Below are 19250 nucleotides of genomic sequence, written 5' to 3'. Positions count from 1 at the left end.
CGCGATAGGCTCACAGGCATGGTGACCATGAACGACGTCGCCCGGCTGGCGGGTGTGTCGAAGATGACGGTCTCCAACGTGGTCAACAACCGCGCCGGGGTCAGCGACCCGGTCCGCCGCCGGGTGCTGGAGGCCATCCGGCAGTCGGGCTACCGCGTCAACCTCTCCGCCCGGACGCTCAAGTCTGGGCGGACCGGCATCATCGGCCTGGCCGTGCCGGAGATCCACAGCCCCTACTTCGGCCACCTCGCCGCCCACGTGATCGACGAGGCCGCGCAGCGGGGGTTCCACGTCGCGATCGAGCAGACCGGGGCGGCCGCCGCCGGGGAGATCGACGCGATCGCCCATTCGCACACGCTGCACTTCGACGGCCTGATCCTCAGCGCGGTCGAGCTCGGGCGGGAAGATCCACGGCTGGCCGGCGCCGGCTACCCCATCGTCATGCTCGGCGAGCGGGACTTCGGCGGCCGTTTCGACCACGTCGCCATGCCCAACGAGGAAGGCACCAAAGCGGCGACCACGCACCTGATCGACCGGGGATGCCGCAGGATCGCGATCGTCACCGGCGACGCCCTGGAGGGGGTCAACGTGGTGACCCGCCGCTACCAGGGCTACCTCGCCGCCCTCGCCGAGCGCGGGCTCGAGCCCGATCCCGGGCTGCTCTTCACCGTCGGCAGGATGACGATGGAGGCGGGCCGCGAGGCGGCGCACCGCCTGGCCTGCTCCGGCCGCGAGGTCGACGGCGTGGTCGCGGTCACCGACACCGTCGCGCAGGGAGTGCTCCGCGGCCTGGCCGACCGCGGCCTCCGGGCCCCCGGCGACGTCCGCATCGTCGGCTTCGACGACATCCCCGAGGCGGAGTTCATGGTTCCGTCGCTGTCCACAGTGGCGCCGGATCACCGGTGGATGGCCGCGAAGGCCGTCGAGCTGCTGACCGGCCGCATGGGGGCGCCCGCACGCGAGGCCCGTGAGCACACCGCTCCCTTCGAGCTCATGGTCCGCGAATCCACCACCTGACCGTCGCTCTACGTTAGAGTGTCGTATCATCATGGATCTGTAGCACGTTCTGGATAGAGGAGCGTCCGCTGAGCGACACACTGAGGATCGAGGACGGTCAGGATCGGGTGCTGGTCCGGCTGGACCGCCCGCACGTGCGCAACGCGATCGACGCGGCGATGGTGGCCGATCTGCACGAGGTGTGCGCCGAGCTGGAGCGCAACCCCCGGATCCTGGTGATCACCGGGTCGGACGGCGTGTTCGCCGCGGGCGCCGACATCCGGGAGCTGCGCGAGCGCCGCCGCGAGGACGCCCTGGCCGGCATCAACAGCGGCCTGTTCGACCGCATCGCCCGGCTGCCGATGCCCACGATCGCCGCCATCGACGGTCCCGCGCTGGGCGGCGGCGCGGAGCTGGCCTACGCCTGCGACTTCCGCATCGCGACCCCGCGGGCCCGGTTCGGCAATCCCGAGGCGGGGCTCGGCATCATGGCCGCCGCGGGCGCGTGCTGGCGGCTGCGCGAGCTGGTCGGCGAGCCGCTCGCCAAGGAGATCCTGCTCGCGGGCAGAGTGGTGTCCGCCGAGGAGGCGCTGGCCGTCAGGCTGGTCAACGAGCTGGTCCCCGAGGAGGAGCTGGCGGCCGCGGCGGACCGGCTGGCCGCCCGCATCGCCAAGAACGCGCCGCTCGCGCTGCGCCTGACCAAGCTCGCCCTGGCCGCGCCTCCTGGCGCGCATCCGCGCTTCGACGACGTGGCACAGGCCGTGTTGTTCGAGACCGAGGACAAGCACGCGCGCATGACGGCGTTCCTGGACAAGCGCCGCTGACGGTCAGAGGTCCAGCCTGCGCAGTTCGTGCCGGTAGCGCTTGGCGTTGCCGCGGTATTCGTCCACGCCGAAGTCGATCCACTCGCTCTGCGCGGTGCCGTCCATGGGCCTGGGGCGGGCCGGCACGCCGAGCGCCAGGTGGCCGGCCGGGACCTCCAGCCCTTCCGGTACGAGCGCCTGCGCGCCGACCACCGACCCGGTGCGGACCAGGGCGCGGTTCAGCACGACTGCCCCCGAGCCGATGAGGCAGCGGTCCTCGACCGTGCATCCCTCGAGATGGGCGTTGTGCCCGACCACGCAGTCGCTGCCGATCACGGTGGGCCACTGCTCGGTGGTGTGCACGACGGTGCCGTCCTGGACGGAGGTCCGCTCGCCGATCTCGATGCGGCCGAAGTCGCCCCGCAGCACGGCGGCCGGCCACACCGACGACTCCGCGCCGATGGTGACGCTGCCGATGACGACGGCGTCGGGGTGGACGTACGCGTCCGGATGAATGCGGGGCACCTGGTCGCCGAGAGCGTAAACGGGCACCGGTCACACCCCCGCGTACACGCGCATCGCGTTGCCCGCGAGCACGGCCGCGGCCACGTCGGCCGGCAGCAGCCCGGCGACTGCACGCGCGTTGGCGGCGATGCCGGGCACGCCGGGCCAGTCGGTGCCGAAGATGCACTTGCGCGCCAGGCGGGTGAGGTCGTACCGCGCGTAGTACTCGGGCAGCCGCTTGGGCGGCAGGCCGGACAGCTCCAGCCACACGGTGTCGTTCGACAACGCCAGGAAGGCCGCGGCGTCGTACCACCAACCGCGCCCGCCGTGCGCGAGCACGACGTTGAGTCCGGGGAAGTCGCGCACGACGGGGATGAGGAAGCGCGGGTCGGCGTTCTCGTTCATCGAGCCGGGGAAGGAGCTGGTGCCGCAGTGCACGACGAGCGGGACGCCCCGCTCCTCGAGCACCTGGTAGGCCGGGTAGAGGGCCGCGTCGTCGCAGCGGAACCCGCCGTGCACCGGATGCAGCTTCAGCGCGGCGGCCCCGAGGTCGAGCTGCCGCCGCACCTCCTCGGCGATCGGGAAGTGCAGGTGGGGGTTGACGTTGGCGACCGGGCGGAATCTGGCCGGGTTGTGCTCGACGATCGGCAGCAGGTCCTCGAAGGACTGCAGGCCGGTCGCCTTGGGGCTGTATTCGCAGAACAACAACGCCACGTCCACGCCCTGAGCGGCGAAGATCTCATCCAGGCGGGCCGGGCGCGGCCTGCCGCCGGAGTCCCAGGCGTCCTCCATGAGGCCGCGCTCGCCGAAGTCGCGGGCCCACTCCAGCCAGGCCGGCTTGAGGGTGTCCAGCACGGGGATGTGCACGTGCGCGTCGATGAGTCGCATGCCATCGATCATGACCGGTCCGCCACCATGGGAGTGTCCACGCCGATGCGGCCCGTCTTGTTCGACCCTCCGGGCGTGCCGATCGGCGCCTCGCGTCCCGGCAGCACCTCGATGAAGAAGAGGCGGTTGTCCTCGACGAAGCCGGCGTGCTCGGGGTCGACCCGGCGGTCCTGGCTGATCGCCTCGACGGGGCACACGGGCTCGCACGCGCCGCAGTCGATGCACTCCTTGGGGTTGATGTAGAGCTTGCGATCCCCCTCGTAGATGCAGTCGACCGGGCACTCCTCGACGCACGACTTGTCCATGACGTCGATGCAGGGTGCGGCGATGACGTACGGCATGTGAGAACTCCTGAACTAGACCGGGGCGGGGTTGTCGGTCGAGTGCCCCGGGAAGAGCTGGGCGGCGGGGTCGATGTGCACCGCTGCGTTGTTGACGGCCGTCGCCACCTCGCCGAACCCGACCGCGATCAGCCGCACCTTGCCGTCGTAGTCGGCGATGTCGCCGGCGGCGAAGATGCCGGGCACGTTGGTGCGCATCGCCGAGTCGACGACCAGGTGGCGGTTGTCGTGCAGGTCGAGCCCCCACTCGCGCAGCGGCCCCAGGTTGGCGGTGAAGCCGAGGGCCGCGACGAGCCGCTCGCACGGGAGGGTCTCCCCCGTGCTCAGCTCGACGCGTTCCAGCTGGTCGCCGCCGTGGGCGGCGGTGACCTGGGCGTTGGTGACGATCTCCACGGGCGCGGCCTTGAGCTGCTCGACCGAGCCGTGGTGGGCGCGGAAGGCGGCACGGCGGTGCACGAGCGTGACGCTGCTCGCGATGGGGTGGAGCATGAGCGCCCAGTCCACCGCGCTGTCGCCGCCGCCGACGACGACCACGTCCTTGCCCGCGTAGCCCACGGCGTCGGGCACGAAATACTCAAGGCCCCTGCCGAGGAACTCTTCGCCGGCCGGGAGCGGGCGGGGCGTGAAGGTGCCGATGCCGCCGGTCACGACGACCGCCCGGGCGGTGATCTCGGTCCCGCCGCTGGTCTTCACCACCAGCACACCGCCGGGCGCGTGTTCGAGCCGCTGGGCCTCCTCACCGAGCACGTACGCGGGCCGGTACGGCGCCGCCTGCTCCACCAGATTGGCGATGAGGCGGCGGCCGGAGACGGCGGGGAACCCGGCGATGTCGTAGATCTCCTTCTCCGGGTACATGGCGCTGACCTGGCCGCCGACCTGGCTGAGCGAGTCGACGACCGCGGTGCGCAACCCGCGCACCCCGGCGTAGTAGGCGCCGAACAGGCCGACCGGACCCGCCCCGACGATCAGCACGTCAACGTCGAGCACGCTCATCCACGTACCTCCCGCTGGACGAGGAGCTCACGGACCTTGAATCGCTGGATCTTGCCGGTCGCCGTCTTGGGCAGCTGATCGAGGAAGACCACGTGCCGGGGGCGCTTGAACGAGGCCAGCCCGTCACGGCACCACTGGACGAGCTCCTCGGCGGTGACCCCTCCCCTGGTGACGACGCACGCCACCGGCTTGTCGAGCCCGTTCTCGTCCGCCACGCCCACCACGGCCGCCTCCGCGACCTGCGGGTGCTCGAGCAGGCGGCTCTCGACCTCGGTCGGCGAGACCCAGATGCCGCCCGCCTTGAGCAGGTCGTTGCTGCGGCCCAGGCAGGTGTAGTAGCCGTCCGGGGATCGCACGTACGTGTCGCCGGTGTTGAGCCACTCGCCCGCGAACACGGTGCGGCTTGCGTCGGTGCGCCGCCAGTAGCCCAGGGCGATGGACTCCCCGCGTACGTACAGCGCCCCCGGCACGCCGTCGGGCACCTGCGCGCCTTCGGCGTCGCGCAGCTCGATGTCGTAGCCGGGCACCGGCACGCCGGTCGTGCCGGGGCGCACCTCACCCGGCCGGTTCGACAGGAAGATGTGCAGCGCCTCGGTGGAGCCGATGCCGTCGATGACCTCGACACCGAAGCGCCCGGTGAACCGCTCCTGCAGCGGCGCGGGCAGCGCCTCCCCTGCCGAGGCGGCCAGGCGTACCGACGTGAAGGTGTCCTCGGGCAGGTCGGCGGCCAGCAGCGCGGCGTAGAAGGTGGGGACGGCGAAGAACAACGTTGGCCGGTCCGCGGCCATGCGCGAGGCCGTCACGGCGGGGTTGGGGCGGCGCGGCTCCAGCACTGTCGAGGCCCCGGCCGAGAGCGGGAAGAACATCGAGTTGCCGATGCCGTAGGCGAAGAAGAGTTTGGCGATGGAGAAGCAGACGTCGCCGGGGCCGATGCCGAGCACCTGGTCGCCGTAGGTCCGGCAGACGTGGCGGATGTTGGCGTGGCGGTGCATGGCGCCCTTGGGCACGCCGGTGGTGCCGGAGGTGTAGAGCCACAGGGCCCAGGAGTCCTCCTGGGTCACGGCGGGCTCGCGCGACTGGCCGTCGCCCCCCTTGAGCAGCTCGGCCCACGTCATGGACGTGTCGCCCGGCGGCGCGTCGCCGTCCCACACCAGGTGGCGCACTTCGGGCGCCAGGGTGAGGGCCTCCTGGACCTGGGGAGCGTAGTCGGCGCTCGCCACGACCACGGCGGCGCCGGAGTCGGCGATGATCGTGCCGAGCTCCTTGGCCCCCAGCATGGTGGAGACGGGCACGGCCACGAACCCGCCGCAGAAGGCGGCGAGGATCCCGGCGAACAACGGCACGTCGTCGTTGGTGACGAACACGACGCGGTCGTCGCGCCGCAGGCCGAGAGAGCGCAGCCCGGCGGTGACGGTCCCGACGACCTCCGACAGCTCGGCGTAGGTGAGGGTGGCGGCGCCGCGCACGGCCACCCGGCCGCCGTGGCCCTCCTGGACGTGGCGGTGGACGAGCCAGGTTCCCGCGTTGAACTCGGTCATGGTCAGACCCGCCCGAGGTCGTAGTCGCCCTTGCGGCCGGAGCCGTAGCGGCGCAGGGCGCCGTCGGGGCCGGAGGCGTTCGGCCGGATGAAGATCCAGTTCTGCCAGGCGGTGAGCCGTCCGAAGATCTTCGTCTCCAGCGTCTCGGGGCCGACGAAGCGGTGGTTGGCCTCCATGCCGGTCAGCGCGTCGGGAGAGAGCGAGGCGCGCTCCTCCAGGACGATCCGCAGCTCCTCTTCGAAGTCGATGTCGTCCAGGGCCAGCGTGACCAGGCCGAGCTCCACCGCGGCGGCCGCGTCCAGCGGCTCGCCGATCCTGGCGCGCACGGCCTGCAGGTCCTCCTCATGGCCCCAGAAGCGCGACTGCAGGCGGGACAGGCCGTTGCCCATCGGGTAGTCGCCGTCGTTGGCCGGGGTGAGCACGATGGTGGCGGGGACGGCGTCGTCGTCGCGGTCCTCGTAGACGCCCTCCAGCATGTACTGCCGGTCGGCGGCCAGGGCCAGCTCGGCCAGCAGCCCGGCGAAGGCCGTGCCCGGCTCGATGACGGCGATGAGGCTGCGGCTGGTGACGTCGAGGCGCTTGAGCGTGCGCTTGTAGTAGTGGCGCACCTCGTTGACGAACCAGTCGCCGGCCAGCTCGCGCAGCTGGGCGTCGTAGGCCAGCACCCGCTCGTGGTCGCCCGCCGCCCGCAGGACCCAGATGCCCAGGTCCAGCTCATTGGTCCGCAGGTGCAGGATGAGGTCGTCCAGCGCCCGCGTCACGGCGAGCGGCCAGTAGTCGGCGCCCTGGGCCGCGGGGTCGGCCGGGGGGGCGTCGTGGGGGCCGGTCACGGTGATCTCGACGAGGCGGGCGGCCCGGTCGATCCGCGCCGACAGGTACGGGTAGGTGATCACGTCGCCCTCGTCCTTGCGGTCGAGCGGCGTCAGCGCCACGCCCTTCGCCTCCGAAGGCCGCTGGGACGTCGCCGCGGCGGCCTCGGTGCGCCTGGCGACCTCCTCGTCCAGGGCGTTACGCGGGACGGAGGCGTCCACCAGGCCCCACTCCACGGCCGTGCCGCCGCGGAAACCCTCGGACTTGGTGGCGAAGAGGTCGGCGCGGTCCTTGCGCACGTGGCGCTTGTCCACGACGCGGGTCAGGCCGCCGGTGCCGGGCAGCACGCCGAGCAGCGGCACCTCGGGCAGGGACACGGCCGAGGACCCGTCGTCGACGAGGACGATCTGGTCGCAGGCGAGCGCGAGCTCGTAGCCGCCGCCGGCGGCGGTGCCGTTGAGCGCGGCGATCCAGGTCTGGCCGGAGTGCTCGGTCGCGTCCTCGATGCCGTTGCGGGTCTCATTGGTGAACTTACAGAAGTTGACCTTCCAGGCGTGCGTGGACTGTGCCAGCATCCTGATGTTGGCTCCGGCGCAGAACATGCGCTCCAGGCCGCCGGTCACCACGACCGCCTTGACCTCCGGGTGCTCGAAGCGCAGCCGCTGGGCGAGGTCGTACAGTTCGATGTCGACGCCGAGATCGTAGGAGTTCATCTTGAGCTCGTAGCCGGGGACCAGGCCGCCGTGCTCGTCGACGCGCAGCGTGACGGTGGCCACCGCCCCGTCCACCTCGAGCTTCCAGTGACGGTAACGGTCCGGGGAGGTCGCGAAGCGAACCACCGGCGGAGCCGAATGCGTTGTTTCACTCAATGCGTGCTCCTGGAGGTGCAGGGGGGCTTGCGCCTACAATGTTCGACGTTTCGCAGATGTATCGTCAAGTGTTTGTAGCATTTTGGGGGAACGGTACGTCACGACGCGCAGCCTTGCCTAACCTGGCAGAATGCGCCTCACCAGCGAGACTGACGACAGGAGGGCGGACGTGGCCCCGCGCGAAGCGCACACGGAGACCGGCCAGGCGGCCGAGCGCCGCCCGACCGGCGCCAGTGCGCGCTCGCTGCTGCTGACCGTCCTCGGCGAGTTCGTGCTGCCGCGCAGCGGCGAGGTCTGGACGGGGACCCTGGTCACCGCGCTCGGCGCCCTCGGCGTCGAGGAGAAGTCCGCGCGTCAGGCTCTGTCCCGCACCGCGGCCGAAGGCCTGCTCACGTCGGTGCGGCACGGCCGCAAGGTGCGCTGGAACCTGACCGAGGCCGGCGACCGGCTGCTGCGCGAGGGCACCGAACGCATCTACGGCTTCATGCGGGGGCCGCACGGCTGGGACGGCCGCTGGCTGGTCCTCACGGCCGGGGTGCCGGAGGCCCAGCGCCAGCTGCGCCACCGCCTGCGCACCAAGCTCACCTGGCTCGGGCTCGGCTCGCCCTCCCCCACGCTCTGGATCGTCCCCGACGCGTCCAAGGAGGCCGCGGTCCGGGAGGTCATCCGCGAGCTCGACCTCGCCGACCGCGCCTACGCCTGGACCGGTCCGTCGGCGGGCATCGGCGACACCGCCACACTCATCAACGCCGCGTGGGACCTCGACGACGTGGAGAAGCGCTACCTCGCCTTCATCGAACGCTTCGAGGGCCTCCCCGTCGAGTCCGACCGCGATGCGTTCGTCAACCAGGTGCTGCTCATCCAGGAGTGGCGGCGCTTCCCGTTCCTCGATCCCGACCTGCCCGCCGAGCTGCTCGAGCACGACTGGCCAGGACCGCGGGCGGCGGCCGTCTTCCACGACCTGCACAACCGGTGGCACCGGCGGGCCCAGGCCGAGTGGGACCGCATGGACGAGGGCGCCGCCGCCCGCTCCTAGATCTTTCTAGAGGAGCCCTTCGTCGGCCAGGTGCACGTAGTCGAACTCGACCGGCTGGTCGTTGATGCCGGTCTTCGGCGGGGCGATCCAGCCGGCGAACTTGCCGTACTCGTACTCGGGGACCATCAGGCCCGCCACCGCCTCGCGGTCGGCCGTCGTGGGCAGCCACTCGTCGATCCTGGCCTGCCAGGCGGCCTCCTCAATGACCTCGCCCTGCGGGGTCACGTGGTGTCCTGCGTACACGCCGACCTTGCGGTTGAAGCCCTCGTGCGGCAGGTACAGCCGGTCGCTGAGCCCGGCGTCCTCCAGCGCCTGGTTCCAGCGGCGCACGCCGTTGGCGCAGTCGGCGACGTACTCGTCGCGCAGGTCGAGGTTGAGCGCGCTGAGCATCGGCACGGTCTTCGTCTTGATCTGGCCGTCCTCGACGTAACGCAGCTCGCGGGTGGCTTCCAGCAGCACGTGGTCGTCCTTGCGCCGGGTCTCCATCCACCGGCCCTTCAGGCCGGAGCTGTAGTAGTTGCCGGCGTTGGTGGACTGCTCGGAGCCGAACAGGTCCATCGACACCGAGAACTGGAAGTTGAGGTATTTCTGGATGATGTCCAGCGGGATGCCGCCGTGCGGGAGGACGTCGGCCGTGCCGTGCTCCTTCATGAGCTCGGCGGTGCGCTCCAAAATCCGCTGCACGCCGGTGGTGCCCACGAACATGTGGTGGGCCTCCTCCTTCAGCATGAACTCGCAGGTACGCGCCAGCGGGTCGAACGCCGACTCCTTCAACGTCCCGAGCTGATACTTGCCGTCCCGGTCGGTGAAGTACGTGAACATGAAGAACTGCAGCCAGTCCGTGGTCGCCTCGTTGAAGGCGCCGAGGATCCGCGGCGAGTCGAGGTCGCCCGAGTTGCGCTTGAGCAGCTGCTCGGCCTCCTCACGCCCCTCCCTGCCGAAGTAGGCGTGCAGGAGGTAGACCATCGCCCACAGGTGCCGGCCCTCCTCCACGTTGACCTGGAAGAGGTTGCGCAGGTCATAGATGCTGGGCGCGGTGTTGCCGAGGATGCGCTGCTGCTCGACCGAGGCGGGCTCGGTGTCGCCCTGCACGACGATCAGGCGCATCAGGTCGGCCCGGTGCTCGCCGGGCACCTCCTGCCAGGCCGGCTCACCCTTGTGCTTGCCGAAGTTGATCTTGCGGTCGGGGTCCCGCTCGGCCAGGAAGATGCCCCAGCGGTACTCATCCATCGGGACGTGCTCGAAGTGCGCCCACCCGTCGCGGCCCACCGCCACGGCAGTGCGCAGGTAGACGTCCTTGGTCGGCAGGGCCGGGCCGAGCTGCTTCCACCAGTCGAGGAACTTCGGCTGCCAGCCTTCGAGCGCGCGCTGCAGGCGGCGGTCACCGGCCAGGTTGACGTTGTTGGGGATGCGCTCGCTGTAGTCGACCCGGCTGAGGGGGCCGGCGGGCGCGGGGGCGGCGCCGGTGCGGGAGTCGGTGCTCATCGCTGCTCTCCTGTCTGCATGTCTCAGTTGACGATCGCGTCGAGAATCTCTGGGCCGCCCTGGAGGGCGGTGCGCTGCAGGTGGGCGTGCACGGCACGCAGGCCGCCCTCCTCCTCGCCGCCGCCGGCGCGGCCCGGTCCGCCGTGGACGAGCTGCGGCATGGGCGTGCCGTGCCCGGTGGACTCTCCCGCACTGTCGCGGTCGAGCACGAGGAGGCGGCCGTGGCAGGCGGCCGCGCCGAGCACGACCTGCCGGACGAAATCACGGTCGTGGGAGACGACCGACCCGGCCAGCGAGCCGTCGCCCCGGGCGATCAGCTCCGCCAGCTGCGCGGTGTCGCGGTAGGGCATGAGCGTGCTCACGGGGCCGAACGCCTCCACCTCATGGGGCTCGGGACGGTCCACGTCGTCGGCACGCAGCAGCAGCGGCGACAGGAACGCGCCCCGCTCGGCGTCGGCGCCGACGACCTCGACCTTGTGCGGGTCACCGTACACAATGGAGCCGGCCTCGGAGAGGCGGGCGACGGCGGCGCGGACGTCGTCGCGCTGCGCGAGGCCGACGAGCGCGCCCATCGTCACGCCCGCCGCACCCGGCGCGCCCACGACCACACGCGCGAGCCGTGCCTCGACCGCCTCGGACACCGGGTCGATGAGGTGCGCGGGCACGAACGCGCGCCGGATGGCGGTGCACTTCTGCCCGGCTTTGACCGTCATCTCGGTGACGAGCGCGTCGGCGAACAAGTCGAACTCCGGCTGCCCGGGCACAGCGTCCGGGCCGAGGACCGAGCAGTTGAGCGAGTCGGCCTCGGCGTTGAAGCGGGCCGAGCGGCGCGTGACGGCGGGGTCGGCCCGCAGCCGGGCGGCCGTGGCCGCGGACCCGGTGAACCCGATGTGGTCCTGCCCGCCGAGCAGCTCGAGCAGGCCGGGGATGCCTCCAGCGACGAGCTGGATCGCCCCCGGCGGCAGCGTGTCGGCGATGATGCGCACGGCGTGCGCGGCGATGTACGCGGTCGGGGTGGCGGGCTTGACGATCGTCGGCAGCCCGGCGAGCAACGCGGGGGCGAGCTTCTCCAGCATGCCCCAGACCGGGAAGTTGAACGCGTTGATCTGCAGGGAGATCCCGCGGGGCGTGGTGAGGACGTGCCGGCCCGCGAACGTGCCGCCCTTGCCGAGCGGGATCAGGTCGTCCTCGACGATGAGGGTGTGGTCGGGCAGGCCCTTGCGGGCGAGGCTCGCGTAGACGAGGGCCGTGCCGATGCCGCCGTCCACGTCGACCGCGGCGTCCCTTCGAGTGGCGCCGGCCCGCGCCGACAGGTCGTACAGCTCTTGCTTGCGCTCCTGCAGTGCCAGGGCGGCGGCCTTGAGCGCGGCGGCCCGCTGCGGGAAGGTCAGCTCGCCGAGTGCGGTCAGGCCGGTGCGGCGCGCGTACGTCACCGCGGCGGCCAGGTCGAGCCCGTCGCTGGTGACCCGGGTGACGAGCTCGCCGGTGACCGCGTCGGCGACGGGCGTCCCTTCGCCTGCGCCGGTGCGCCAGCCGCCTTCGAGATAGCTCGGCAACGTCATGCGTCACTCCAGTCGTAGAAGCCCTTGCCGGTCTTGCGTCCGAGATGGCCCTGCTCGACGAGCCGGACGAGCAGGTCCGGCGGGGCGAAGCGGGGGCCCAGCTCGCGTTCGAGGTAGCGGGCGATGCCCAGCCGCACGTCCAGGCCGACGAGGTCGGTCAGGCGCAGGGGTCCTGTCGGGTGGCCGTAGCCGAGCGTCATCGCGGCGTCGATGTCCTCGGCCGTGGCGACGCCCGACTCGACCATGCGGATCGCCTCCAGGCCGAGGATGACCCCGAGCCTGCTGCTGGCGAAGCCGGGCGAGTCGCGGACGACCACGGCGGTCTTGCCGATCTCCCCCACCCAGGCCGCGGCACGCTCCCGCAGGGCGGGTTCGGTGGCGGAGGCGATCACCACTTCGACGAGCTTGCTCGCCGGGACGGGGTTGAAGAAGTGCAGCCCGAGGAAACGTCCTGGCCGGGCGAGCGCCTCGGCGAGGGTGTCGAGCGAGATGCTGCTGGTGTTGGAGGCGATGATCGCCTCCGGCTCGACCGCGTCCTCGACGGCGCGGAGGGTGACGAGCTTGAGGTCGAGGTCCTCGGGCACCGCCTCGATCACCAGCCCGCATCCGGCCAGGCCGGCGGCGCCGGTGACCGGGTGCAGGCGGGTCATCGGCTCGTCGGCGTCCTTGATCAGGCCACGCTCGGCGCTGCCCCGGACGGCGCGGGCCACCCGGGCGCGGGCGGCGGCCGCGGCCTCCCCGTCGCGCTCCACCAGCGTGATCTCACAACCGGCCAGCAGAAGGGCGTGGGCGATGCCGGCGCCCATGCGCCCGCCGCCCACCACGCCGCATCGGTCCGGCAACGTACGGGTCATCGCAATCCTCCGCTCACACCCCAAACTTGCCACACTTTCATCGCGTTGCGAAAGGCTTATGTAGCAGATTGTGTTATCGCAACGCCGCGTCACACCAGCGTGACCTGCATCGACACACTAGATCCGACCTGGATGGGAACCGAGTTGACCCGCCGACACGATCCACACCTGACGCCCCGCAGCTCAACGAGGTATCGATTTGTTACAGACTCTTGACGCCACAACACTCATCTGTGGATTCTGTGCGCACTGTGTCAGCGCAATGACGCCGACGTCACCCCCGGGAGTCGCACATGGGTGTTCTCTCTACTGTTCTCCACACGCTACGACCCGGCACCGCCGTCGTCCTGCTCGCGCTGTCGGGTTGTGCGGGTTCGAGCCTGACCCAGTCCGGCGGCGAGTCGACCGCGGGCTCCGTGAAGATAGGTCTGCTGGTGCCGCTGTCGGGGGTCTACGCCCCACTCGGCGAGGACATGCGCAATGGATTCCAGTTCTACCTGGACCAGCACAGCGGCAAGCTGGGCGGGCGCACGGTCGAGGTCGTGTCCGCCGATGAGGGCGAAGGGCCGCAGACCGGCGTGCCCGCCGCCCAGAAGCTGGTGACACAGGATCAGGCGACCGCGGTCGTCGGAGTCGTCAACTCCGCCACCGCGCTCGGCCTGCGGGACTTCTTCCATGAGTCCAAGAAGCTGCTGCTGATCGCCAACGCCGGCGCCGACGCCATCACCGGCGCCCAGAAATCCGACTATGTCTGGCGTACCAGCTTCTCCAACGGCAAGGTCGCGGCCGCGCTCGGCCCCGAGGTGGCCAAGGAGACCGACGGCGGCGTCTACCTCATCGCCGCCGACTACGCTGCGGGCAAGGAGATGGTCGCCGGCTTCCGCAAGACGTTCGAGGCGGCCGGCGGCAAGGTCGCCGGCGAGAAGTACACGCCGTTCGGCAAGACCCAGGACTTCCAGCCGTTCCTGTCGGCGATCCGCGGCTCCGGCGCCAAGGCCGTCTACAGCTTCTACGCGGGCGCCGAGGCGGTCAACTTCGTCAAGCAGTACCGGCAGTTCGGGCTGGCCGACAAGACGCCGCTGTACGCCACGGGCTTCCTCACCGAGGGCGGCGTGCTGGACGCGCAGGGCGAGGCGGCGGTCGGGGTGAAGACCTCCCTGCACTACTCCACCGAGCTGGACAGCCCGCGCAACAAGGAGTTCGTGGCCGCCTACCGCAAGGCCTACAACGAGGCGCCCACGGTGTACGCGGTGCAGGCCTACGACTCCGCGGCCGTGCTCGACAAGGCCCTCGCGAACGCGCCGAGCGGGAGCGGTGACGAGCTGGTCAAGGCGCTGGGCGCGGTCGGTCCCGTCGACAGCCCGCGCGGCCAGTGGAGCTTCGACGCCAACCATGACCCGCAGCAGGCGTACTACCTGCGCGAGGTCAAGTCCAGCGGCGGTGCCGTCGTCAACGCGGTCGTCGGCCCGCTCAGCGGGACGCCATGACGGGCCACCTGGTCAGCGTGCTCAACGGGCTGGCGATGGGCTCGCTGCTGTTCGCCATCGCGCTGGGATTGTCCCTGGTGTTCGGCATGATGGACGTGCTCAATCTCGCGCACGGCGCGGTCTACCTGGTCGGCGCCTACGTCGCGGTGGCGCTGGTCGCCGACGGCGCCGGCCTGGCGGCCTTCGTCCTGGCGGTGCTGCTCGCCGCCGTGCTGGGGGCGGTGCTGGGCGGCGTGCTCGCGGGCCTGACCCGGGCCACGCCGCACCATCTCGACCAGGCGCTCCTCACGCTCGGCGTCTCCCTCGTGGTCGCCGAGCTGCTGTCGATCTTCTTCGGCAACGATGTGCACTCCATCGCCGCGCCGGCCCCGGTCGCGGGGAGCGTCGTCGTGTTCGGCGAGACCTACCCGGTTTACCGGCTGCTGGTGATCGGGTTCGGGGTGGTGCTGGCGGTCGCGGTCTACTTCCTGGTCGAGCGGAGCGTGCTCGGCTCGGTGATCCGCGCGACCGTCGCCGACCGCGGCATGGTGTCGGCGCTGGGCATCAACACCGGACGCGTGCTGGTGGGGGTGTTCGCGGCGGGCGCCGGGCTGGCGGCGGTCGGCGGGGTGCTGGCCGGGCCGATCCTGGGCGCCCAGCCTGGCCTGGACGAGAAGGTGTTGCTGCTGGCGCTGGTCGTGGTGGTCATCGGTGGTCTCGGCTCGGTCCGCGGTGCGCTGCTCGGCGCCGTCCTGATCGGGCAGGTGCAGGCGCTCGGCACCTCGCTGCTGCCGGAGTACGCGTCCTTCCTGATCTTCGCCGCGATGGGTCTGGTGCTCCTGCTGCGCCCGGCCGGTCTGCTGCCCGCCGGCGGGGCGGTGCGCGCGTGAAGGTCACCACCACCATGGAACGGACGGAGACCGTGACTCCCGAGGTGACCCGCTCTTCGCCGCGCAAGGTGGCGCTCGTCGCCGCCGTCCTCGCGGTGCTGGTGGCGGCGCCGGTGGTGCTGGGGGCGTACCCGGTGACCACGATGACGCGCATGCTGGCCTTCGCGGTGCTGGTGCTCAGCGTCGACCTGCTCACTGGGGTCGCCGGCCTGCCCACGCTCGGGCAGGCCGCCTACTTCGGCGTGGGCGCCTACACGGCCGTGCTCATCGGCCTCCACATCACCTCGGACGCGACGGTGCAGGTGGTCGCCGGGCTCGCGGCCGGGTTGATCGCCGCGGCCGCCACCGGGTGGGTCGCCGTGCGGGCCCGGGGCATCGTCTTCCTCATGCTGACGCTGGCCATCGGCGAGTCGGTGCATCAGGTGGCCGACACCTGGTCGGCCGTGGGCGGCAGCAACGGCCTGGCGGGGATGCCGCCGATCAGCCTGTTCGGCGCTCCGCTGCTGGCCAGCGGGTTCGTCTACTGGTGGGTGCTGGCGGTGGCGGTCGTCCTCTTCGCGGCGGTCGCGCTGGTCGTCCGGTCCCCGTACGGCAGGACGCTGCGCGGCGTACGCGACAACGAGGCCCGGATGCGGGCGCTCGGCTACCGTCCGGCGCTCGCCAGGTATGGCGTGTTCTGCCTGGCGGGGGCCGTCGCGGGAGCCGGTGGCGCGTTGTGGGTGGCGCAGGCGCGGTTCGTCTCGCCCGGGGACCTGGGTTTCGAGGTCGCGGCGCTCGCCCTGCTCAGCGTCGTCATCGGCGGGTCGGGCAGCCTGTGGGGACCGTGCCTGGGCGCGGCCCTTGTGCTGCTGGTGCGCGACAACCTGTCGGCCTCCATCGACGGGCACGGCCCGCTGCTGCTGGGTCTGCTGTTCGTCGCGGTCGTCTTCGTCATGCCGCGCGGGCTGGCCGGCGTCCGCCGGAGAAAAAGCCGCGGAAAGGAGCGCTCGTCATGACGCCTCTCCTGGAGCTGCGGGGGCTCACCCGCGCCTACGGCTCGCTCACCGCCGTGGACCACGTCGACCTGACGGTGTCGCCGGGCGAGCGGCACGCCCTCATCGGGCCGAACGGCGCCGGCAAGTCGACGTTGTTCGCGACCGTGGCGGGCACGTTGCCGGCCACCGGCGGAAGCGTGATGTTCGACGGCCAGGACGTCACGGCCCTGCCCGAGTCCGAGCGGGCCCGGCGCGGGCTGCTGCGCACCTACCAGCATTCCAGCCTCTTCCTGGACTGCTCGGTGCTGGACAACGTCGCGCTCGCCGTCCAGCGCGTTCACCGGGTGGCGTACCGGTTCGACCGGGCCGCGCGGCGTTTCCGGCGCACCGAAGCCGAAGCCCGCCGCCACCTGGAATCGGTGGGGCTGGCCGGGCGGGCCGGCGACCGGGCCGCCGACCTGTCCCACGGCGAACGCCGGCAGCTCGAAGTGGCGATGGTGCTCGCGGCGCAGCCGGCTCTCGTCATGTTCGACGAGCCCACCGCGGGGATGTCCGCCGCCGAGACCGAGCGCTTCGCGGCACTGGTGGAGCGACTGCCGGACGAGCTGACCCTGCTCATCGTCGAACACGACCTCGACGTGGTGTTCCGCCTGGCCGACCGCATCACCGTCCTGCACCTGGGACGCGTCCTGGCCACCGGGACCCCGCAGGAGATCCAGGCCGACGACGAGGTGCGACGCGCCTATCTCGGCTCCGCCAGAACCGACGAGCTCTTCCCGGGAGGTCTCCGATGACGGACCTGCTGACCGTGCGCGACCTGCGCGCCGGCTACGCGGGCAGCACGGTGCTCGACGGCGTCGACCTCACCGTGCCCGCCGGCGGCGTCGTGGCCCTGCTGGGCCGCAACGGTGCGGGCAAGAGCACCTTCGTCCACACCGTCATGGGCATGCTCAAGCCGTACTCCGGCAGCATCCGCCTCGGTGACCGGGAGCTCGCGGGGGCGGCCGCGCACGTGGTCGCCCGCAGCGGCGTGGCGATCGTCCCCCAGGGCCGCCGCGTGTTCGCGCCGCTCACCGTGGCGGAGAACCTGCGCATCGCGTCCGGGCGCGGGCAGGACGGCTGGACGCCGGAGCGGATCTACGAGCTGATGCCGCGGCTCGCCGAGCGCCGCGGCAACCGCGGCGACCAGCTGTCCGGCGGCGAGCAGCAGATGCTGGCCATCGGCCGCGCGCTGCTGCGCAACCCGCGCCTGCTGCTGCTCGACGAGCCGTCCGACGGCCTCGCGCCCGCGGTCGTCGACCAGGTCGCCGAATTGCTGGAGGGGCTACGCGGCGAGGGCATCGCGGCCGTGCTCGTCGAGCAGGACCTGCACCTGGCCTTCCGCCTGGCGGACGAGGTGGCGGTCATGCAGAAGGGGCGCATCGTGCACCGGAGTTCCACCGCGGACTTCCGGGCGGATCGCGCCCGCGCCCACGCCCTCCTCGGCGTGGGCTGACCACGTCCACCCGGCCCTATCGGAGGTCGCCGTGCGTACCAGCGACATCGCACCGAGCCTGCGTCCCGAGATCGCGCTGTCATGGCGACGGTGCCGGATGAGCGGCCTCCAGCCCGAGGCGCCCGATCTGCGCATCGAGCCCGGCGAGGTCGACCCGCGCAGCCGCCTCGTCGCCGCCGCCCAGCCGGTCCTGGAGCAGCTCGCCGAGCAGCTCGGCGACGCGGACTACTGCGTCATCCTCGCCGACCGGGAGTCGCGGCTGGTGGACGTGCCCCTCGGGGCGCGTACGCTGCGCAGCCGGCTGGAGGCGCTGGGCGTGGTGGCCGGCGGGGTCTTCATGGAGGAGACCACCGGGACCAACTCGATCGCCACGGTGTACGAGCTGCGCCACGGCCTCGCGGTGCACGGCGAGGAGCACTACCTGGAGCCGTTCAAACGGTTCAGCTGCTACGGCCATCCGATCAGGCACCCGGCGACGCGCCGGCTGGAGGGCGTGCTCGACATCACCTGCCTGGCCGAGAACGACTCGCCGCTGCTGGGCCCGTTCCTCGCCCGGGCCGTGAGCGACATCGAGGAGCGGCTGCTGCTCAGCGCGCGCCGGGCCGAGCAGCACATGCTGGCCGCCTTCCAGGCGGCCGCGGCCGGCCGCAACCGGCCGGTGCTGGTGCTCGGCGAGGGCGTGGTGCTGGCGAACCCGGCGGCGGTCGAACTCCTCGAGCCGATCGACCACCTGCGGCTGCGCGAGCTGGCGGCCGACCTCGGGCGCCACCACCGGCACGAGGAGCGCGCGATCGAGCTGTCGTCGGGGCGTCACCTGCACGTCCGTCTCAAGGCCATCGCCGCCACCGCGGACGGGACCTTGTTCGAGTTCACCGACCCCGGCGAGCCCCGGCCGCTCATCGGCGGCGCCGCGCGGCCTTCCGCCGCACCGGCGCGCGCCTGGGTCTCCACGGGCGCCGTGGTCTCCACAGGCGCCCCGGTCGCCTCGGTCTACATCGGCGGGGAGCCGGGGACCGGACGGACGACCACGGCGAGGTCGCTGGCCGGGGAGACCGGGTTCGTCACGCTCGACGCCTCGGAGGCGGCCGTCCAGGGCGAGGCCGCGTGGCTGGCCGCCCTGGAGCAGGCCTGTGCCTCCGGCATGCTGCTCGTGGAAGACGCGCACGTGCTGCCCGGTGCGTGCGCGGTCCGGCTGCGGCGGCTCATCGAGCGAGCCCTCAGGGGGCAAGCAGCGAGGCGAATCCTCCTGACCGGGGCCCCGTTCGCCGAGCTCGCCGGGGACGCGGCGGCGCTCGCGGCCGGGTGCGCCTCCCGAATCGAGCTGCCGGCCCTGCGCGACCGTCCCCATGACCTGCCGGGGCTGGTGCGGGCCATGCTCGACGACCTCGGCGTGGGCGACCGGGTGCGGTTCACGCCCGCGGCGCTCGCGGCCCTGGCCGCGCACCCGTGGCCGGGCAACCTGCGTGAGCTGCGCGCGGTGATCGGCGGGGTCGTGGCACATCGCTCGGCCGGTGACGTGACACCGCGCGACCTGCCCGAGAATTACCAGGTCAGCCCGCGGCGGGGGCGGATGACGCCGTTGGAGCGGGCCGAGCACGACGCCATCGCCGCCGCCCTGCGCGAGTACGACGGCAACAAGCTGCGTGCCGCGCAGCGGCTCGGCATCAGCCGGACGACGCTCTACAGCCGGATGCGCGCCCTGCAGATCACCGTGTCCAATAGTTGAACAGTGCACCGGGCGGATGC

Annotated in this window: 18 protein-coding genes; 9 read left to right on the top strand and 9 right to left on the bottom strand. The window is 71.9% G+C overall.

Features of this window, described 5'->3' with window-relative positions:
• Window positions 1-18: 18 nt before the first annotated feature.
• Window positions 19-1017: a LacI family DNA-binding transcriptional regulator gene (locus Q9G87_RS09945; RefSeq protein ID WP_305915955.1), complete on the top strand. Its 999-nt coding sequence runs from the start codon at window positions 19-21 to the stop codon at window positions 1015-1017.
• A 107-nt stretch (window positions 1018-1124) separates the two neighbouring features.
• Window positions 1125-1820, top strand: coding sequence for an enoyl-CoA hydratase/isomerase family protein (locus Q9G87_RS09940; protein ID WP_305915954.1), 696 nt, complete (start codon window positions 1125-1127; stop codon window positions 1818-1820).
• Window positions 1821-1823: 3 nt separating this feature from the next.
• On the opposite strand, the gene Q9G87_RS09935 is transcribed toward Q9G87_RS09940, so the two are convergent.
• Genes Q9G87_RS09935 through boxC form a run of 6 tightly spaced genes read right to left on the bottom strand, consistent with a single transcriptional unit; the run spans window position 1824 to window position 7712 of the window.
• Window positions 1824-2351, bottom strand: a complete 528-nt coding sequence (locus tag Q9G87_RS09935; RefSeq protein WP_305915953.1) for a gamma carbonic anhydrase family protein — start codon at window positions 2349-2351, stop codon at window positions 1824-1826.
• A gap of 3 nt (window positions 2352-2354) precedes the next feature.
• Entirely contained in the window at window positions 2355-3191 is an 837-nt protein-coding gene (locus Q9G87_RS09930; protein ID WP_305915952.1) for an amidohydrolase family protein, read from the bottom strand.
• Between the two features lie 8 nt (window positions 3192-3199).
• Window positions 3200-3532 carry a ferredoxin gene (fdxA, locus tag Q9G87_RS09925; RefSeq protein ID WP_305915951.1) on the bottom strand — a complete coding sequence of 111 codons (333 nt, stop codon included), beginning with the start codon at window positions 3530-3532 and terminating at the stop codon, window positions 3200-3202.
• A 15-nt stretch (window positions 3533-3547) separates the two neighbouring features.
• A complete protein-coding gene (locus tag Q9G87_RS09920; protein WP_305915950.1) occupies window positions 3548-4525 on the bottom strand; it encodes an NAD(P)/FAD-dependent oxidoreductase in 978 nt (325 codons plus the stop codon).
• On the bottom strand, window positions 4522-6063 hold the full coding sequence (locus tag Q9G87_RS09915) for a benzoate-CoA ligase family protein (protein ID WP_305915949.1): 1542 nt from the start codon (window positions 6061-6063) through the stop codon (window positions 4522-4524). Before Q9G87_RS09915 ends, Q9G87_RS09920 begins: the two co-directional genes overlap by 4 nt.
• 2 nt (window positions 6064-6065) lie before the next feature.
• On the bottom strand, window positions 6066-7712 hold the full coding sequence (gene boxC, locus Q9G87_RS09910; protein ID WP_305915948.1) for a 2,3-epoxybenzoyl-CoA dihydrolase: 1647 nt from the start codon (window positions 7710-7712) through the stop codon (window positions 6066-6068).
• A gap of 160 nt (window positions 7713-7872) precedes the next feature.
• Between boxC and Q9G87_RS09905 the strand changes: the two genes are divergently transcribed.
• Window positions 7873-8778, top strand: coding sequence for a PaaX family transcriptional regulator (locus tag Q9G87_RS09905; RefSeq protein WP_305915947.1), 906 nt, complete (start codon window positions 7873-7875; stop codon window positions 8776-8778).
• 6 nt (window positions 8779-8784) lie between these two features.
• Here the strand turns inward: Q9G87_RS09905 and boxB are convergent, their stop codons facing one another.
• Genes boxB through Q9G87_RS09890 form a run of 3 tightly spaced genes read right to left on the bottom strand, consistent with a single transcriptional unit; the run spans window position 8785 to window position 12679 of the window.
• Window positions 8785-10263, bottom strand: a complete 1479-nt coding sequence (gene boxB, locus Q9G87_RS09900; RefSeq protein ID WP_305915946.1) for a benzoyl-CoA 2,3-epoxidase subunit BoxB — start codon at window positions 10261-10263, stop codon at window positions 8785-8787.
• 23 nt (window positions 10264-10286) lie between these two features.
• The gene (paaZ, locus tag Q9G87_RS09895) at window positions 10287-11825 is read right to left on the bottom strand and encodes a phenylacetic acid degradation bifunctional protein PaaZ (protein WP_305915945.1); all 1539 of its coding nucleotides are present in this window, start codon (window positions 11823-11825) and stop codon (window positions 10287-10289) included.
• A complete protein-coding gene (locus Q9G87_RS09890; protein WP_305915944.1) occupies window positions 11822-12679 on the bottom strand; it encodes a 3-hydroxyacyl-CoA dehydrogenase family protein in 858 nt (285 codons plus the stop codon). The genes paaZ and Q9G87_RS09890 overlap by 4 nt, the downstream gene beginning before the upstream one ends.
• A gap of 293 nt (window positions 12680-12972) precedes the next feature.
• Between Q9G87_RS09890 and Q9G87_RS09885 the strand changes: the two genes are divergently transcribed.
• From Q9G87_RS09885 to Q9G87_RS09860, 6 genes are read left to right on the top strand one after another with little or no spacing between them, the layout of a single operon-like run.
• Window positions 12973-14166, top strand: a complete 1194-nt coding sequence (locus Q9G87_RS09885) for an ABC transporter substrate-binding protein (protein WP_305915943.1) — start codon at window positions 12973-12975, stop codon at window positions 14164-14166.
• The gene (locus Q9G87_RS09880; protein WP_305915942.1) at window positions 14163-15035 is read left to right on the top strand and encodes a branched-chain amino acid ABC transporter permease; all 873 of its coding nucleotides are present in this window, start codon (window positions 14163-14165) and stop codon (window positions 15033-15035) included. Before Q9G87_RS09885 ends, Q9G87_RS09880 begins: the two co-directional genes overlap by 4 nt.
• On the top strand, window positions 15032-16030 hold the full coding sequence (locus Q9G87_RS09875; RefSeq protein ID WP_305915941.1) for a branched-chain amino acid ABC transporter permease: 999 nt from the start codon (window positions 15032-15034) through the stop codon (window positions 16028-16030). The genes Q9G87_RS09880 and Q9G87_RS09875 overlap by 4 nt, the downstream gene beginning before the upstream one ends.
• Window positions 16027-16803, top strand: a complete 777-nt coding sequence (locus Q9G87_RS09870) for an ABC transporter ATP-binding protein (protein WP_305915940.1) — start codon at window positions 16027-16029, stop codon at window positions 16801-16803. The genes Q9G87_RS09875 and Q9G87_RS09870 overlap by 4 nt, the downstream gene beginning before the upstream one ends.
• Entirely contained in the window at window positions 16800-17504 is a 705-nt protein-coding gene (locus Q9G87_RS09865) for an ABC transporter ATP-binding protein (RefSeq protein ID WP_305915939.1), read from the top strand. Before Q9G87_RS09870 ends, Q9G87_RS09865 begins: the two co-directional genes overlap by 4 nt.
• A 31-nt stretch (window positions 17505-17535) precedes the next feature.
• The gene (locus tag Q9G87_RS09860; RefSeq protein ID WP_305915938.1) at window positions 17536-19230 is read left to right on the top strand and encodes a sigma-54-dependent Fis family transcriptional regulator; all 1695 of its coding nucleotides are present in this window, start codon (window positions 17536-17538) and stop codon (window positions 19228-19230) included.
• Window positions 19231-19250 lie beyond the last annotated feature (20 nt).

Source organism: Nonomuraea turcica (genome assembly GCF_030718205.1).
Taxonomy (GTDB): domain Bacteria; phylum Actinomycetota; class Actinomycetes; order Streptosporangiales; family Streptosporangiaceae; genus Nonomuraea.
This window is presented reverse-complemented; position numbering and strand designations above follow the sequence as displayed.

Coding starts and splice junctions, on each gene's coding strand:
- Q9G87_RS09885 (WP_305915943.1), top strand. CDS start 12,973: ATGGGTGTTCTCTCTACTGTTCTCCACACGCTACGACCCGGCACCGCC.
- paaZ (WP_305915945.1), bottom strand. CDS start 11,825: ATGACGTTGCCGAGCTATCTCGAAGGCGGCTGGCGCACCGGCGCAGGC.
- Q9G87_RS09880 (WP_305915942.1), top strand. CDS start 14,163: ATGACGGGCCACCTGGTCAGCGTGCTCAACGGGCTGGCGATGGGCTCG.
- Q9G87_RS09890 (WP_305915944.1), bottom strand. CDS start 12,679: ATGACCCGTACGTTGCCGGACCGATGCGGCGTGGTGGGCGGCGGGCGC.
- Q9G87_RS09870 (WP_305915940.1), top strand. CDS start 16,027: ATGACGCCTCTCCTGGAGCTGCGGGGGCTCACCCGCGCCTACGGCTCG.
- fdxA (WP_305915951.1), bottom strand. CDS start 3,532: ATGCCGTACGTCATCGCCGCACCCTGCATCGACGTCATGGACAAGTCG.
- Q9G87_RS09915 (WP_305915949.1), bottom strand. CDS start 6,063: ATGACCGAGTTCAACGCGGGAACCTGGCTCGTCCACCGCCACGTCCAG.
- boxB (WP_305915946.1), bottom strand. CDS start 10,263: ATGAGCACCGACTCCCGCACCGGCGCCGCCCCCGCGCCCGCCGGCCCC.
- Q9G87_RS09920 (WP_305915950.1), bottom strand. CDS start 4,525: ATGAGCGTGCTCGACGTTGACGTGCTGATCGTCGGGGCGGGTCCGGTC.
- Q9G87_RS09930 (WP_305915952.1), bottom strand. CDS start 3,191: ATGCGACTCATCGACGCGCACGTGCACATCCCCGTGCTGGACACCCTC.
- Q9G87_RS09865 (WP_305915939.1), top strand. CDS start 16,800: ATGACGGACCTGCTGACCGTGCGCGACCTGCGCGCCGGCTACGCGGGC.
- Q9G87_RS09945 (WP_305915955.1), top strand. CDS start 19: ATGGTGACCATGAACGACGTCGCCCGGCTGGCGGGTGTGTCGAAGATG.
- Q9G87_RS09905 (WP_305915947.1), top strand. CDS start 7,873: ATGCGCCTCACCAGCGAGACTGACGACAGGAGGGCGGACGTGGCCCCG.